General features: G+C 44.2%; 13 protein-coding genes and 1 tRNA gene. All 14 read left to right on the top strand.

Features of this window, described 5'->3' with window-relative positions:
- Position 1: 1 nt before the first annotated feature.
- The 14 genes from CWM47_RS15250 to CWM47_RS15315 all read left to right on the top strand — a co-directional run bounded on the left by CWM47_RS15250 (position 2) and on the right by CWM47_RS15315 (position 17,249).
- Positions 2–601 carry an OmpH family outer membrane protein gene (locus CWM47_RS15250; RefSeq protein ID WP_100988952.1) on the top strand — a complete coding sequence of 200 codons (600 nt, stop codon included), beginning with the start codon at positions 2–4 and terminating at the stop codon, positions 599–601.
- Positions 602–865: 264 nt separating this feature from the next.
- A complete protein-coding gene (gene smpB, locus CWM47_RS15255) occupies positions 866–1,327 on the top strand; it encodes an SsrA-binding protein SmpB (RefSeq protein WP_100988954.1) in 462 nt (153 codons plus the stop codon).
- 175 nt (positions 1,328–1,502) lie between these two features.
- Positions 1,503–2,018, top strand: a complete 516-nt coding sequence (locus tag CWM47_RS15260; RefSeq protein ID WP_100988956.1) for an HNH endonuclease — start codon at positions 1,503–1,505, stop codon at positions 2,016–2,018.
- A gap of 258 nt (positions 2,019–2,276) precedes the next feature.
- Complete coding sequence (gene rpsA / locus CWM47_RS15265) at positions 2,277–4,064, top strand: 30S ribosomal protein S1 (protein ID WP_100988958.1); 1,788 nt, start codon at positions 2,277–2,279, stop codon at positions 4,062–4,064.
- A 147-nt stretch (positions 4,065–4,211) separates the two neighbouring features.
- Positions 4,212–4,282 (top strand) — tRNA-Cys (locus CWM47_RS15270).
- A 231-nt stretch (positions 4,283–4,513) separates the two neighbouring features.
- Positions 4,514–5,821, top strand: a complete 1,308-nt coding sequence (locus CWM47_RS15275; RefSeq protein ID WP_100993889.1) for a c-type cytochrome — start codon at positions 4,514–4,516, stop codon at positions 5,819–5,821.
- A 93-nt stretch (positions 5,822–5,914) separates the two neighbouring features.
- Entirely contained in the window at positions 5,915–9,022 is a 3,108-nt protein-coding gene (locus tag CWM47_RS15280; protein WP_100988960.1) for a TAT-variant-translocated molybdopterin oxidoreductase, read from the top strand.
- A 104-nt stretch (positions 9,023–9,126) separates the two neighbouring features.
- Positions 9,127–10,557: an NrfD/PsrC family molybdoenzyme membrane anchor subunit gene (gene nrfD / locus CWM47_RS15285; RefSeq protein WP_100988962.1), complete on the top strand. Its 1,431-nt coding sequence runs from the start codon at positions 9,127–9,129 to the stop codon at positions 10,555–10,557.
- Positions 10,558–10,639: 82 nt separating this feature from the next.
- Complete coding sequence (locus CWM47_RS15290; RefSeq protein ID WP_100988964.1) at positions 10,640–11,173, top strand: DUF3341 domain-containing protein; 534 nt, start codon at positions 10,640–10,642, stop codon at positions 11,171–11,173.
- A gap of 14 nt (positions 11,174–11,187) precedes the next feature.
- Positions 11,188–11,799 carry a c-type cytochrome gene (locus CWM47_RS15295; RefSeq protein WP_100993890.1) on the top strand — a complete coding sequence of 204 codons (612 nt, stop codon included), beginning with the start codon at positions 11,188–11,190 and terminating at the stop codon, positions 11,797–11,799.
- Between the two features lie 92 nt (positions 11,800–11,891).
- Positions 11,892–13,202, top strand: a complete 1,311-nt coding sequence (locus tag CWM47_RS15300; protein ID WP_100988966.1) for an LTA synthase family protein — start codon at positions 11,892–11,894, stop codon at positions 13,200–13,202.
- A gap of 19 nt (positions 13,203–13,221) precedes the next feature.
- Positions 13,222–14,343: a cytochrome c oxidase subunit II gene (locus tag CWM47_RS15305; RefSeq protein WP_100988967.1), complete on the top strand. Its 1,122-nt coding sequence runs from the start codon at positions 13,222–13,224 to the stop codon at positions 14,341–14,343.
- Between the two features lie 28 nt (positions 14,344–14,371).
- A complete protein-coding gene (locus tag CWM47_RS15310; RefSeq protein ID WP_100988969.1) occupies positions 14,372–16,255 on the top strand; it encodes a cytochrome c oxidase subunit I in 1,884 nt (627 codons plus the stop codon).
- The gene (locus tag CWM47_RS15315; protein ID WP_100988971.1) at positions 16,230–17,249 is read left to right on the top strand and encodes a COX15/CtaA family protein; all 1,020 of its coding nucleotides are present in this window, start codon (positions 16,230–16,232) and stop codon (positions 17,247–17,249) included. Before CWM47_RS15310 ends, CWM47_RS15315 begins: the two co-directional genes overlap by 26 nt.
- Position 17,250 lies beyond the last annotated feature (1 nt).

The raw sequence follows: 17,250 nt of genomic DNA on the forward strand, positions 1-17,250 counted from the left end.
TGTGAAGAATGCCTCATTAATTCTAAATGTCATCCTGACAATTGCCGTAGCTATATTGTACTACCTGCATTTTAAAGATCACCAGCCCGAGGCTGTTTCGGATGTTAAAACTACCACTACCGACGTAAAAGGTAAGGCTATTGTCTACGTAAATGTCGATTCACTGCTAACCAAATACGATTATTTCAAAGACACTCAGAAAGTCCTTGAAAGCAAGCGGTTTCAGTTAGAAAACGATTTAGCGGCCAAAGGTCGTAATCTGCAAAACAAAGTGACATTCTTTCAGCAACGGGCTGCTACCATGACCCAGGAACAAGGTCGTGCTACCGAAGCGTCGCTGCAAAAGGAGCAACAGGACATTCTGGCCTACCGCGAACGGGCTGCCCAGAGTCTGGCTGCTGAAGAACAAACAAAAAACAAACAACTCTACGACCAGATTTACGACTATCTGAAGAAAGAGAACGCCCAGAACAAATATGAATTCGTATTGGGCTATACTAAAGGTGGCGGCATTCTGTTCGCCGATCAATCGGGCGATCAAACCAGTCGTATTCTGGCTGGACTGAACAAAGAGTACAAAGCCAAACAAGAGAAAAAATAATTTCAGTCGCTCCAAAGCGAGTGAGCAAAAATCCGGCTATTAAACGAAAAGAGAACGTCGTTTAATAGCCGGATTTGTTTTCATATTTAGTGGAATACGCTTCTCAAGTCGGTCAATTTCTATGGCTCATGTAAACCTCTATTCCTTTTCGGGTGTTCTTGCTCTTGCCGACTTACTTTTTCAGCCCTATTAATCCATTTTTTAGTTTGTTAGATATGGATTATATATCATATATCTTACAGCCTATATCAGACATACCCACACATGGCATCTGCTTCAATTGTTAAACAAGTTGATATCCGCAATCGACGGGCTTCGTTCGAGTATTCGTTTCTGGAAACCTATACCGCTGGTATTGTCTTGACAGGTACCGAAATAAAATCTGTTCGACAGGGGAAGGTAAATTTGCAGGATGCGTATTGCCTGATTCACAATGATGAGCTCTTTATTCGTCAAATGAGCATCTCGACTTACACCGAGGGAACACACTACAACCACGAACCCTTACGCGACAGAAAGCTTTTACTGGCAAAACGGGAAATCAGACGGCTTTCAGAAAAATTGAAAGATCAGGGATTGACCATCGTTCCTGTCCGTATGTTTACCAGCGAACGGGGCTTCGCTAAAATCGATATTGCGCTGGCAAAGGGTAAAAAATTATTCGATAAACGAGATAGTATTAAAGAGCGTGACGTTGAGCGGGAAATGCAGCGCGAACGATATTAATTAGCACAAATACAAAAAAAAAGAACTTTTGTAGAGTAATATGTCAACTCCATGCAGGGTAGTGTATTATCTTTATTTTACTTTTATTTTTTCTTACCTGTTAAATTTTTCATAAGTATTGCCGATATGTGGATAACTCTGTAACTTGCTACCGTACAGAGGCTCTAAACGCGATATGGGTAGGAAAGTATTAGTCTTAAATCAAGATTACAGTGCCTTCAGCATCTGCTCCGTTCCCAAAGCATTTTTGCTGGTTTATTTAGATAAAGCTGAACTTGTTGCCGAATCAGAACAGTTCATGCTTCGAACTGTCTCGGCAGAGTACCCGATGCCATCGGTCATTCGCCTTCACCGGTACATAAGTTTACCCTACAAAGGGGTCATGCTTACCCGACAGAACATCTTTAAACGCGACGGGCATCATTGTCAATACTGTGGCACAACGGAGGATTTAACCCTCGACCATGTAATGCCGAAGTCACGGGGTGGCAAAACAAGTTGGGATAACTTAGCTACTGCCTGCAAGCGTTGCAATTCGCGCAAAGGCGATTATACGCCAGAAGAAGCTAACCTCAAGTTGCGGCAAAAGCCATTTAAACCCACATTTCTGGTCTTCCTGCGTGAATTTTCGGGCTCTCTTGAGCAAAGCTGGATGCCATTTCTAGCTAAGAAGGAAAAAGCATTTAAGTAAGGAAGTTAGTTAAAAGGTTGAACGTGCAGTGGGTGGAATGAGTGTAGTATGTCATAACGAACATGCTACACTCATTCCACCCACTGCACGTTTAACATTCTGCCCTCTCTCTCAAAGACTTTTGATCTTTTAGAAACTTTTTTCGGAAAGCAATTGCTATCTTTGCAGTCCTTTTTCAAAAGGAAAAATTTCACAACTAAAGTCAGCCCCCATTGACCCACGGACTGATGTACTGAGCGGGTCAGGAAACATTTTTTTATGAGCAAAACGCAGCAACGCGAACTGCCGGCATTTGATTGGGACCGGTCAGACAACAAAGGGTTTGGAAGCGGCTATTCGGTTGAAGAACACAACCGGATGTTGGAACTTTACGACAACACTCTGTCGGAAGTTAAAGAGAAAGAAGTGGTAATGGGAACCGTCGTTGGGATAACAGACCGGGAAGTACTACTCAACATCGGCTTCAAGTCGGATGGCTTAGTGCCAGCTTCTGAATTCCGGGATATGCCGGACCTGAAGATGGGTGATGAAATTGAAGTTTACGTAGAAAATCAGGAAGATCCGAATGGCCAGTTAGTACTGTCGCGCAAAAAAGCGAAAGTAATTACGGCATGGCAGAAAATCCAGCGTGCTCTGGACGAAGACCTCGTTATTGATGGTTTCGTTAAACGCCGGACTAAGGGTGGACTGATTGTTGATATTTTCAGCATCGAAGCGTTCTTACCAGGTTCGCAAATCGACGTGAAACCAATTCGCGACTTCGATGTATTCGTTGGCAAGAAAATGGAGGTTAAAGTCGTCAAGATTAACTATGCAAATGACAACGTCGTTGTATCGCATAAAGTCCTGATTGAAAAAGATCTCGAAGCACAACGTGCACAAATCCTGAACAACCTCGAAAAAGGTCAGGTATTGGAAGGTGTTATCAAAAACATGACCAACTTCGGTGTATTCATCGACCTTGGTGGTGTCGATGGTCTGTTGCACATCACGGATATTTCGTGGGGTCGTATCAGCCACCCATCAGAAGTACTGCACCTCGACCAGAAGGTCAACGTGGTTGTACTCGACTTCGACGAAGACAAGAAGCGTATTTCGCTGGGTATGAAGCAACTCCAGGCTCACCCTTGGGATGCTCTGGCCGAAGACATTCAGGTTGGCTCGAAAGTGAAAGGCAAAATCGTGAACGTAGCCGATTACGGTGCGTTCCTCGAAATCCAGCCGGGCGTAGAAGGACTGATCCACGTGTCAGAAATGTCATGGTCTCAGCATCTGCGTAACCCACAGGAATTCCTGAAAGTTGGTGATGAAGTAGAAGCACAAGTGCTGACACTGGATCGTAACGACCGTAAAATGTCGTTGGGTATCAAACAACTGACCGAAGATCCCTGGACTCGTCCTGAACTGCGTGCTAAATACGCCGTTGGAACGAAACATAAAGGATTGGTGCGTAACCTGACAAACTTCGGCCTGTTCCTTGAACTGGAAGAAGGTATCGACGGACTCGTACACGTATCTGACCTGTCATGGACGAAAAAGGTGAAACATCCTTCGGACTTCATTAAAGTTGGCGACGAACTCGAAGTGATTGTACTTGAACTGGACGTCGACAACCGTCGTCTGGCTCTAGGTCACAAACAACTCGAAGAGAACCCATGGGATACGTTTGAAACTGTATTTGCTGTTGGCACCATTCATCGTTGCACGATTCTGAACAAGAACGACAAGATGGCTACTCTCGAACTACCATATGGTATCGAAGGCTTCTCGTCGCTCAAGAATCTGGGTAAAGAAGACGGTACCTTCGCTGAGGTTGGCGAATCACTTGATTTCAAAGTAACGGAATTCTCGAAAGAAGAGAAGCGTATTATGCTGTCGCACACAAAAACGTGGCAGGAGAAAAACGAACCCGTGAAAGAAGTAAAAGCGCCTAAGGCTGCTTCACCAAAAGCTGCTTCGGCTCCAGCTCAGGCTGACCGTGGCGCTACACTAGGTGATCTGGATGCTCTGGCTGCTCTGAAAGAACAACTGGAAGGCCGGAACTAAGCTAGTTCACAGGTTCTAACGATTGAAATGCCCCTGAACTTTTTAGCTCAGGGGCATTTTTTTGACCTTAACGTTTCCTTTACAGGATAAAAATCGTATGTTTGCACTCCCGATTAAGCGACCTATCATGTATTCGGGAATTTACAGGGTTCCGTGGCCGAGTGGCTAGGCAGTGGTCTGCAAAACCTCGTACAGCGGTTCGAATCCGCTCGGAACCTCACCAAGTGATTGTGAAATGCCATTTGACTAACTTTCTCTAAAAGGATTTAGTCAAATGGCATTTTTATTTGTTAAAAAGGGAAATTTTGACGGCCAAAACAGACGGGTATCGACCTCGTTAATTAGAAACAATATAAATAAAATGGGCGTTGAAATAACTAAAGAGCAATTATTGCCTATACAGCAATCGTGTCGTACTTTTGGGCGCTAATAAAATGGCGGTGGTGATTATGTCAATCAACTCAAAAAATACAGTTCATAAAATGAGTCGCTTCTATAAGCTTTGCGTGGCTATCATTCTATCACTGACATTGTTGGTTTCCAACAGTCAAGTGAAAGCGCAGGATGCGGCAGCCGGTGGTGCTCCAGCCGCAGCAGCAGCTGCCCCTACGGGTGGTGGGGATGCCGAAAAGGGAAAGTCTCTGTTTACCAATAACTGTGCACAGTGCCACGCGGTAACAGACGAAAAAGTGGTTGGTCCTGGCTTAAAAGGGATTGAAAGCCGCGCCCCAAGTAAAGACTGGCTGCATAAATGGATCAGAAACTCATCGGCGGTGATTGCTACTGGTGATGCGTATGCAAACCAGGTGTTCAATGCCAATGGCAAAGTGCAGATGTCAAGTTTCCCGAGTTTATCGGATGCTGACATTGATGGCATTCTAGCCTATATTGATCAGGCTGGCAAACCTGTAGTTGCTACTGCACCTGCTGGTGGTGGAGACGTTACAACTGCTCCCGCAGCTTCAACAGGCGGTCCTTCAGAACTGTTCACAATCGTTCTGGTTGCCCTTCTTATTGTTATGGTTTTGGTACTTGGCGTTTTACTTGCCATTGTAACGTTGCTGTCGAAAGCTGTAACACCTACTGCAGATGGTACAATCGCTGCTTCTTCGTTTAGCCAGCGTTTGAAATCAAACCTGTCGAGTGCCGTTAACAATCCAACACTTCGGTCAATCGTAATTTGGCTGTTCCTGCTGGTAGCGACGAAAGCAACTATCGATGGAGCTTATGGCGTTGGTATCCAACAAGGCTATGCGCCAAAACAACCTATTGCCTATTCACACAAATTGCATGCTGGTCAGTATAAGATCGACTGCAATTATTGTCACACAGGTGCTCAGAAAGGTAAAAGCGCTACAATTCCAGCTGCTAACATCTGTATGAATTGCCATGGTGTCATCAAGAAAGAGTCGCCAGAGATTCAGAAGATATATACGGCTATTGAAAATAATCAACCCATCGAGTGGGTACGGGTTCATAACTTACCTGACTTGGCTTACTTCAATCACGCTCAACACGTAAATGTGGGTAACGTGGCGTGCCAGACTTGTCACGGTGAAATTGAAAAAATGGAAGTGGTTGAACAACGTTCATCGTTAACGATGGGCTGGTGTATCGACTGTCACCGCCGGACTGAAGTTAATACCAAAGACAACGCGTACTACGATAAGCTAGTAGCTCTGCACCGTAAGGAAAGCAAGGAGCCGCTTAAAGTAGCGAACATTGGTGGTCTGGAATGTTCTAAATGTCACTATTAATTTAATGTATAGGTAAAATTGAAGAGGTTCTTAACACCTGCTTCATGGTATTATATACATTATTCATCTTAACCATTGCCGCATACAACACGCATGGAAAATACATCTAAACGGTATTGGAAAGGGGTTGAGGAATTACGCAATGACGCGACGTTTGTCAAGAACGCTAACAGCGAATTTGCTAATCCTGACCTGAGTGAATCATCGAACGACCTGGATGGTCTGCTCGGTGGCTCAAATACCCAACGCCGTGACTTTTTAAAAGTAATGGGTTTTGGTATGGCCGCTGTTTCATTGGCTGCCTGTGAAGCACCGGTTCATAAGGCCATTCCTTATATCAACAAACCAGAATTTACATTCCCATCTATTTCAGATTACTACGCATCTACTTTTAGTGAAGGTGGTGATTACGCAGCGGTTCTGGTAGAAACTCGTGAAGGACGGCCTATAAAAATAGAAGGTAACCCTCAGTCAAGTATATCGAAAGGCCGTACTACGGCAAAAGTTCAGGCATCTGTCCTGTCGCTTTATGACATCGATAAACTGAAAGGAGCAAAACGTGGGGATGCAGATATTGACTGGGCTACTGCCGATCGGGAGATTGTTGGTCAATTGAATTCCGTCGCTGCAAAAGGCGGAGCCATTCGTATCGTTACGTCAACTATCCTCAGCCCTGCGACGAAAGCCGTTATTGCTGATTTTGCTGCAAAATACCCGACAGCCCGCCACATTACATACGACGCTAACTCGGTGTTCGGTATTGTACAGGCAAACCAAACATCGTTTGGGAAAGCGGTAATTCCGTCTTATGATTTTAGTAAGGCCGAAACAATAGTTAGTATTGGTGCCGATTTCCTGGGTACTTGGATTGCTCCCCTCGAATATATGGCAGCTTACGCTCAAGGGCGTAAAATTGGTGCTATTGGTGGTGGCAAGAAAAGTATGTCACGGCATTACCAATTCGAGACGGGTCTGTCAATGACGGGAGCTAATGCTGATTATCGGACGCCAATCAAGCCATCACAGGAAGGCCTGGTCGTAGCAGCACTTTATAATAAAGTAGCGGCTAAATTGGGTGGTACAGCAGTTAGTTCACCGGCCATAACGGTGGCTGATCTAGACAAAGCTGCTAGTGATTTAGCTGCTTCGCGTGGTAAGGCATTGGTTGTTTCGGGGTCTAATGATCCAAACGTTCAAACAGTTGTCAACGCGCTGAATAACCTGTTAGGTAGCTACGGTACAACAATTGACATTAATACGCCGGTTAATTATCGTCAGGGTAATGATCAGCAAATGAATGCCTTCATTAATGAGGCAAAAGCAGGTCAGGTTGGAGCTGTTCTTTTTTACGGTGCAAACCCGGTTTATGATCACCCACGTGGTGCCGAACTAGCCGAAGCTTTACCAAAAATTGCCTTATCGGTTTCCTTCGCTGATCGTGCGGATGAAACAGCTTCACTCTCGAAATTTATCACACCAGTTCCTCACTATCTTGAGTGCTGGAACGATGCTGAGCCAAAAGCAGGCTATTATAGTCTTACACAGCCAGCAATCACCCTAATTTTCAAAACCCGCCAATTCCAGTCAAGCTTATTGACCTGGGCTGGTAAGCCAGCCGATTTTCAGGTTTACCTGAAAAATTACTGGCGGGCAACCTACTACCCAAAAGCTTCTGGCTTTAGTTCTTTTGATGCTTTCTGGGTGCAATCCCTTAATGATGGTGTTTTCGAGCCAACTAAAGGTCAGGTTGCTGCAGGTGGCGCTTCATTTGCAGGTAGTGTAGCTCAGGCAGTTGCGGGAATAACCCAACGCTATAAGCCAACGACTGGTATGGAGCTTTCTTTATATGAGAAAGTGGGCGTTGGTACGGGTGTAATGGCTAATAATCCTTGGTTACAGGAGTTGCCTGATCCCGTCTCAAAAGCTTGTTGGGACAATTATGCCGCCATTTCGCAAAAGACAGCCAAAGATATGGGTCTCGCGCAAAATGACATGGTCACTGTTTCTGTAAACGGCAAGTCGATTGAATTGCCTGTACTGATTCAGCCTGGTCAGGCCGACAGCACTGTATCGATAGCTATTGGTTATGGCCGCGAAAAAGCTGGTAAATCGGCGAACGGTGTCGGTAAAAATGCCTATCCATTTGCATCTGTAGCTGGTGGTTCTATCAATTTCTCTGCTTTCAGCGCTAAGGTTGAAAAAGCAAGTGGTAAGCATGAAATCGCCCAAACACAAACGCACGATACCGTAATGGGTCGTCGAGCGGTGTTGCAAGAATCTATTCTGGCTAAATACCAAAAGAATCCGAAAGCTGGTCGTTATGAACCTAAAGTGCAGACGTCGGTAGGGCCAACAGATCCTACAGATATCACACTCTGGAATGGTTATGGCAAGCCGAATCACTCATGGGGCATGGTCATCGACTTGAACTCATGCGTAGGTTGTGGAACCTGCGTTGTTGCTTGTAATGCAGAGAACAACATTCAGGTTGTTGGCCGCCAGGAGGTAATAAATCGACGCGAAATGCACTGGATGCGTATCGATCGTTATTACAGTAGTGATGCCGAAGCAGAAGATTATTCGGCTTTAGAAGTGGCTTCGGCTAATCCTGAAGTGACGTTTCAGCCTATGCTTTGCCAGCATTGCAGCAACGCTCCCTGCGAAACGGTTTGTCCTGTTCTTGCTACAACACATAGCACGGAAGGATTAAACCAGATGACCTATAACCGTTGTATCGGTACACGTTATTGCGCAAACAACTGCCCATATAAAGTGCGTCGTTTCAACTGGTTTAAGTATCATGACAATGATAATTATGATTATCATTTCAATAATGACCTTGGTAAAATGGTCATTAATCCAGACGTAACCGTTCGCTCTCGTGGAGTTATCGAGAAATGTTCGTTCTGCGTACAGCGGATTCAGGAAGGCAAATTGACAGCTAAAAAAGAGCGCCGTCGATTGGCACCGGATGAAGTTCAAACAGCCTGCGCACAGTCTTGCCCAACGAACGCTATTGTTTTTGGTGATATGAACAATCCCGAAAGTTCAATTTCTAAAATACTTGAAGTTGAATTGGAAGGTCGTGCTTTCCACGTACTGGAAGAAATCAACGTGAGACCACAAATCTCATACCTGACTAAGATTCGGAATAAGGACGAAAATCCAAAGGAACCGGCAACTCAAGAGTCTCACGCATAAATTAATTACAAATTAGGGTGGGCGATAGTTGTTTTTAGAACAATTCAATATCACAAACCGTAAGTTGTTTATCGTAAATCATACATCGTAAATCAGTAAGATATATGTCGCATGTTACATCAGCTGTAAGAGCTCCTCTAATCACCGGTGGTAAAACCTACGCCGATGTGACAGAGGACATCAGCAGACAGGTTGAGGGAAAGCCTACTCGTGAGTGGACTATTGCCTTTACCATCTCGGTGATTGTACTACTTTACGGAACCGCCTGTGTGTTTTGGACATGGTGGGAAGGCTTAGGCGTTTGGGGCCTTAATAAAACAGTTGGCTGGGCATGGGATATTACCAACTTCGTATGGTGGGTAGGTATCGGTCACGCAGGAACATTGATCTCTGCTATTTTGCTGTTGTTTCGTCAGAAGTGGCGGACTGCGGTAAACCGGGCAGCTGAGGCCATGACGATCTTTGCTGTATTGTGTGCAGCAAGCTTTATCCTGATGCACATGGGTCGGCCTTGGCTGGCTTACTGGGCACTGCCACTGCCAAACACATTCGGTTCACTTTGGGTGAACTTCAAGTCGCCACTTGTATGGGACGTATTCGCGATCAGTACATATTTCACCGTGTCGTTGGTATTCTGGTATATGGGTCTTATTCCTGACTTAGCTACCATTCGTGATCGGGCGCGGAGTAAAGTGTCGCGGTATATATATGGCGCATTCGCCATGGGCTGGAACGGTTCGGCTAAGACTTGGGCTCGTTACGAATACATGAGTTTAATTCTGGCGGGCTTGTCGACACCACTTGTACTTTCTGTACATACTATTGTAAGTATGGACTTTGCTACTTCGGTAATTCCGGGCTGGCACACAACCATCTTCCCTCCTTACTTCGTTGCTGGTGCTATCTTCTCTGGCTTTGCCATGGTTCAAAACCTGGTATTGATCATCCGGGTCGTTTTCAAGCTGGAAGATTACATTACAATTGAGCACATCGAGTCAATGAACAAAGTAATTACGCTGACCGGCTCAATTGTGGGTGTAGCTTATTTGACAGAGTTTTTTATCGCCTGGTATTCAGGTGTTGAGTTCGAAAGCTATGCGTTCATCAACCGGGCAACCGGTCCATACTGGTGGGCTTATTGGGCAATGATGACTTGTAACGTAATTACTCCACAGCTATTCTGGTCACGTGCTATTCGTCGGAGTATCGTTTGGACGTTCGTTCTGTCGGTTATCGTGAATATTGGTATGTGGTTTGAGCGATTTGTAATTATTGTAACGTCTTTACATCGCGATTATCTGCCATCAAGCTGGGCAATGTTTCACCCAACGTTGTTCGACATCAGTGATTATATTTTCTCGTTCGGTTTTTTCTTCACCTTATTCCTGCTGTTCTCGAAATTCCTGCCGGTAATAAATATGGCTGAAGTGAAAACGGTTATCAAATCGTCGTCTGAGAAATTGCCGGTTTCGGTTTCAGGAGTTGCAAAAGGTGAACGCGTCGCCAATCCGACGTTTAATAAAGACGTAGAATAAGATAGTTTTCGGTTTACTATTCCCGGAAGGATTGATGCGCAGGCAACCGGAATAGTAAACTAAACTACAAACTGAACGAATCATGTCAGATGTAAATGGTAACGGTAAGTTCTTAGTCGGCATCTACGATGATGACGATGTGGTACTGAGTGCCGTCAAGGAAGTTAAAGGGGCAGGTGTACGGATTCAGGAGGTGTATTCACCTATTCCTATCCACGGTCTGGATGTAGCGCTCGGCCATCCACGTAGTCGGTTAGGTATCGCTGCCTTTTTGTTTGGTTTGAGTGGTACACTTACGGCATTGGCATTAACGTTTTACACAGAAGGTTTTGACTGGCCAATGATTGTAGGTGGTAAAGACTCCTACTCACCTGTCGTATACGTGCCTATTATTTTTGAATTAACGGTCTTGTTTTGTGCATTGGGTATGGTTGCTACCTTCCTTATATCAAATGGTATGGGGCCAACAGTTAAGCCATTAATGTATGATCTAAGAACGACCGATAATAAATTTGCAATGGCAATTGACCTTAGCAAAAATAACATTGGCGAAGGTGACATTGAGCAGATTTTGAGAAAGTCAGGTGCTGCTGAAGTAAATATTAAGCAGTTCTAATGATCAGTATAGGGATGATAACTAAACATAAGAGTGTTGCGGCACTAGCTATTATCGGACTGTTTATTACAGGAACATCTTGTAAAAGAGGTCATGATAGTACGGGGATTGTTTTTGCCCCAAATATGTACGAATCTGTTGGGTATGAGCCTTATCGTCAAATTCGCCCAAACACGATAAACGTAAAGGAAAACGGTTTGAATATGCGTCTACCAGCAAGTGGTACCGTTGCCCGGCCAAATTATCATACAACATTTGGAGAAGGTGCGAATAAAACGACCGATCTGATGATGTATAATATTCCGGCCGATAGCATTGGGATAGCAGAACGGGTGCTGACAAACCCAATTCAGGATTCTGAAAAAGCATTAGCAGAAGGGCAGGTACTCTATACTCGTTATTGCAGCCATTGTCATGGTGCTACAGGTAAGGGAGATGGACCAGTTGCTGCGCAATACAAAGGCGTTCCAAACTATTCGACTGACGCTTACAAAACGATGAATGACGGACACATTTTTCACGTCATTACTCATGGTAAAGGCCGTATGTGGCCTCATGGATCGCAAATCACACCAGAAGATCGGTGGAAGATTGTACAATACGTTCACAAACTCCAACAAGGGTAATCTTAACGAAGGAAGCAACGAAAACAACCAAAAATTTCAGGTTGTGAACGTAAGTGTCCACCGTTTTTTAATTAATTGACAAACCAATAAGAATGGCATCGGCTCACGCAATACCGTCCTTAGACGAAGAATTTGAATTTACTGCGGACTCCAAACGCCGGTTAATGATTGGCATTGGAGCCGGAGTCGCGTTGGTAGCAATTGGCGCCTATTTATTAGCAGCGGGCGTTGGTTCGCACGAGACACATGCGGTTGCTAGTGGAGCTGGTGCCCATGAAGCGCATGGCGGGGGCCACCACGCCTATAAATGGACTAACCGTTTGTGGGCTAACGTGTGGCTTAATGCTGTTTACTTTGCTGGTGCATCCGTTGTTGGAATGTTCTTTATTTCTTACAACTATTTGGCACAAGCTGGATGGTCATCAGCTTTCAAGCGTATTCCTGAAGCCTTACCAGCTTATTTGCCTTTTATGGGGCTCGCTGTCTTCGCTGTATTTTTTATCGCTGGTGGTGATCTATTTCACTGGACAAATGCCGGTTTATACGATAAAGCCAGTGCTGACTATGACCCAATCATTGCTGGTAAAGCTGGCTTTTTAAATAAGCCATTTTATCTCATTCGTATAGGTCTGTATTTCGCTCTGTGGTACATGATGTGGCGAATGATGCGAAGCTACTCTTTACAGGAGGATTTGGAAGGCGGGACTTCGTTTTATGATAAAAGTATTAAACTAGGTACTGCATTTCTACTAGTATTTGGTGTTACTTCATCGACATCTGCCTGGGACTTTGTGATGTCTATTGACACACACTGGTTCAGTACGATGTTTGGTTGGTATACGTTAGCAAGCTGGCATGTAACGGGTCTAGCGATTATCACGTTGACCGTGGTTGCGCTTAAGGAGCAGGGCTACCTGAAAATTGTGAATGAGAGCCATTTACATGACCTGGGCAAGTTTATGTTTGCGTTTAGTATATTCTGGACGTATGTATGGTTTGCTCAATTCATGCTCATCTATTATGCTAACTTACCCGAAGAAACTATCTATTTCCGGGAGCGATTTAGTGGCTTCGGTGGGATTTATAAAGCGCCATTTTTTGTTTCTTTATTTCTGAACTTCGTGTGTCCATTTCTTATATTGATGACACGGGATTCAAAGCGAACTTACCTGATTCTGAAGTTGGCTGGATGGTGCATTATTATCGGTCATTACTTTGATTTTTACGTGAACATTATGCCAGGAACGGTGGGTGAACACGGTGGCTTTGGCCCGATTGAGTTTGGTATGATCTTAATTTTTGCATGCGGTTTTATCTGGACGGTTTCTTCACAATTGGCGAAAGCTAATTTGATTCCTAAAAATCACCCCATGCTTGAAGAGGCAATACACCATGATATTTAATTAATAACCCGTATAAAAAATGGTTTATATAATCGCATTATTATCGGTCGTATTTCTGGGTTTAGCGGCTATGGTCGTTTCCAGAATGGGCGCCGCTGTGAAAAACGTAAGCGGATCTGAGGAAGAACAACAGATTGGCATGAGCAACCGCATCAATGGTGCGTTGATGATGATTTTCCTTGTTCTTGGTTTGATTGGTGCTACCTGGTCTTTCTTGTATGCCCGGCAGTATTTCTTGCCGGAGGCATCTTCACCACATGGTCGCCGTACAGATTTTCTATTCTGGCTGTCGATGAGCATTATTACAATTGCCTTTGTAATAACAAACGCATTATTGTTCATATTTGCTTGGAAGTATCAACATAAAGAAGGTAGAAAAGCTGCCTATTATCCAGAAAATCATAAGCTGGAATTAATATGGACAGTGGTTCCGGCTGTTGTTATGGCTATACTTGTCTTCACTGGATGGCGTGCCTGGCGTGACATCATGTCTGAGGCCCCGGCAAACGCACAGGTTTTTGAAATCGTTGGTAAACAGTTTAACTGGATTGCCCGGTACCCTGGTGTAGATAACAATAAGCTTGGCTCTTTCAACTATAAGTTAATTGATAATAGTAACGAGACCGGAATTGACTACACAGATGAGGCCTCATTTGATGACTTCACCTCCACATCAGAATTGCACATACCTGCTAATAAGCCGGTTTTGTTAAAGATTCGTGCTCGTGATGTGTTGCACAGTGTCTTCATTCCTCATTTACGGGTTAAAATGGATGCCGTTCCAGGTATGCCAACCCGCTTCTGGTTTATTGCGGATAAAACGACGGATGAGATGAAGAACATTACAGGCAATCCAGATTTCACTTATGAAATTGCCTGTACTGAAGTTTGTGGTCAGGGACATTTTTCAATGCGCATACGTTTAGTTGTGGAAGACGAAGCATCATGGCAAGCCTGGTGTAAGCAACAAAAACCGTTGTTGACATCGAGTCCTGAGTTGGCCACTCGTATTCCCGCAAATTTGAAAGCGAAAGCCGCCAAGTATTTACCGTCTGATGCTACGGCTGCACCGGCAGATAGCTCAACTGCATTATTACCAAAAACAGGTGGAGTAACGATAGCTAGCGCTAAACTCCGTTAACATCTAAACTTACAACAAACCAAATACTATGGCGACTTTAGAAGCTAACTCCGCGATCGTGGCACATGCAGCAGAGCATGAACATCATGATCCGCAAAGTTTTTGGCGCAAGTATATTTTCTCCGAAGACCATAAGACGATTGCTAAGCAATACCTTATTTCTGGTATTATCTGGTCAATCATTGGAATTAGTTTATCCGTAATGTTCCGGCTTCAGTTGGGTTTTCCAACAATGAAGTTAGGCTTTCTACGGCCAATCCTTGGTAGCTGGATTAACGAGTCAGATAAACTTGACCCTGATTTTTATCTGGCACTGGTTACGATGCACGGAACTATTATGGTGTTCTTTGTATTAACGGCGGGTCTTAGCGGAACCTTCTCAAACTTCCTGATTCCATTGCAGATTGGTGCGCGTGACATGGCATCAGGATTCCTGAATATGTTGTCGTACTGGTTTTTCTTTATTGCCAGTGTGATTATGTTCTCGTCTATGTTCATCGAGACTGGTCCCGCAGCTGGCGGCTGGGTGATTTATCCCCCATTGAGTGCATTACCGCAAGCTCACAAAGGGTCCGAACTTGGAATGACGCTTTGGTTGGTTAGTATGGCACTATTCATAGTATCGCAGCTACTGGGTGGTATCAACTACATCACAACAGTTATTAACCTGCGAACACGGGGTATGTCGTTTAGTAAGCTGCCTCTAACAATCTGGGCTTTCTTGCTGACAGCTATTTTGGGATTGATCTCTTTCCCTGTCCTTCTTTCGGCAGCACTGCTATTGATATTTGACCGTAGTTTCGGCACTAGTTTCTACCTATCCGAGATTTATATCAAAGGCGAAGCTCTTCCGAACGTAGGTGGTAGCCCAATTCTTTTCCAGCACTTGTTCTGGTTCCTTGGTCACCCTGAGGTATATATCGTGTTGCTTCCAGCACTTGGTATGACGTCTGAAATCATTGCAACTAACGCGCGTAAGCCAATTTTTGGTTATCGCGCTATGATTGCGTCCATGATGGGTATTGCCTTCCTGGCGTTTATCGTATGGGCTCACCATATGTTTGTAACAGGCATGAATCCATTCCTTGGATCAATCTTTATGTTCTTGACACTGATCATTGCCGTTCCTTCGGCTGTGAAAGCGTTCAACTACATCACTACATTGTGGCGTGGTAATATTCGGTTTACACCGGCTATGCTATTCTCGATTGGTCTAGTATCCTTCTTTATTTCAGGTGGGATTACAGGCTTAATCCTGGGTAACTCGGCTCTTGATATCCAGTTGCACGATACTTACTTCGTTGTTGCTCACTTTCACTTAGTAATGGGTGCTGCTTCTGCCTTCGGTTTGTTGGCGGGTGTTTACCACTGGTTCCCTAAAATGTTCGGACGGCTGTTAGATGAGAAATTGGGTTATGTACACTTCTGGTTAACCTTCATTGGTATTTACCTTGTGTTTTTCCCAATGCACTATGTTGGTATAGCTGGTTTCCCACGTCGTTATTACGCCTTTACAAGCTATGACTTCACGAAGAATATCTTCGCAGATATGAACTCGTTTATTAGTCTGGCAGCTATTTTTACATTTGCCGCTCAATGGATTTTCATTTATAATTTTGTGAATAGTCTGATCAGAGGACGAAAAGCGACACAAAATCCTTGGAAATCAAATACCCTGGAGTGGACAACACCTATTCAGCCAGGTCATGGTAACTGGCCGGGTGAGATCCCAGCTGTGTATCGTTGGCCGTACGATTATAGCAAACCAGGTGCAGCGGATGACTTCATTCCTCAAAACGTTCCTTACTCACAAACTCCTGAATCAAATCTTCCACATGAGAATGAATTGATCGGCATGGAAAAAGAGATTGAGGGACAAAACCTGAATGACCAGTTCAAACAGCCTCATTGATAAAAAAGAACAGCGCTTCCGGAGCCTGGTATCTTTAACTGTACTTGTTATTTATCTGCTTGTATTGGCAGGAGGTATTGTTAGAGGAACAGGCTCTGGAATGGGCTGCCCTGATTGGCCAAAATGTTTTGGTCGTTGGGTTCCACCTACTGAGATTTCCCAACTGCCGGTAAACTATCAGGAGATTTACGGAGCTAAATTGAAAGGCGAAGTGGAATTCAACGCCGTAAAAACCTGGATAGAATACACCAATCGATTACTGGGTGTTTTATCGGGTTTTCTTGTTTTAGCCACTTTAATTGCTTCCATATCATACATAAGAAAAGATAAAGCAGTTTTTTGGGGAAGCGTAAGTGCATTTCTCTTGATTGGCGTCAACGGTTGGCTTGGTTCACGGGTGGTGGCCACCGAGTTAGCACAATACGTAATTAGCTTACATTTATTACTTGCTATTTTACTTGTATTGGCTCTGCTATTTGTGTGGGTTCGAGTAAATGCTCGTAAAAATTATATCGCCAGCCCGGCTACGAAAAGCAATCAGTTGCGTTATCTGATAGCAGTTGCTCTGATTTTAACATTGGGGCAAATCGTTTTAGGGGCACAAGTTAGAGACGCTCTGGACAGTGTTGTAAAACGGTTAGGATATGATCAACGTGATAACTGGATTGGTCAATTGGATTGGCGCTTTTACGTTCACCGTTCTTTTTCACTGGTTCTTCTTGTTCTTCACTTAGTTGTTATCTATCAACTTCGGAAACTCACTAAAACGGGGAAAATAGCAAAGCTGACGAACACATTGATTGGGCTGGTAATCGCAGAAATAAGTACGGGTATAATTATGGCCTATTTAGGAGTACCTGCTGTTGCTCAACCTATCCATCTCGAATTAGCCATCTTAATGATTGGTTTACAATTTTCGATTTTTTTGCTTTTAACTCCTAAACTCATAGTCTCAACGGAAAGGAGTGAAGCATTTCGATTAGTAAAAGCATAAT

This window comes from Spirosoma pollinicola, from assembly GCF_002831565.1.
Classification (GTDB): Bacteria; Bacteroidota; Bacteroidia; order Cytophagales; family Spirosomataceae; genus Spirosoma; species Spirosoma pollinicola.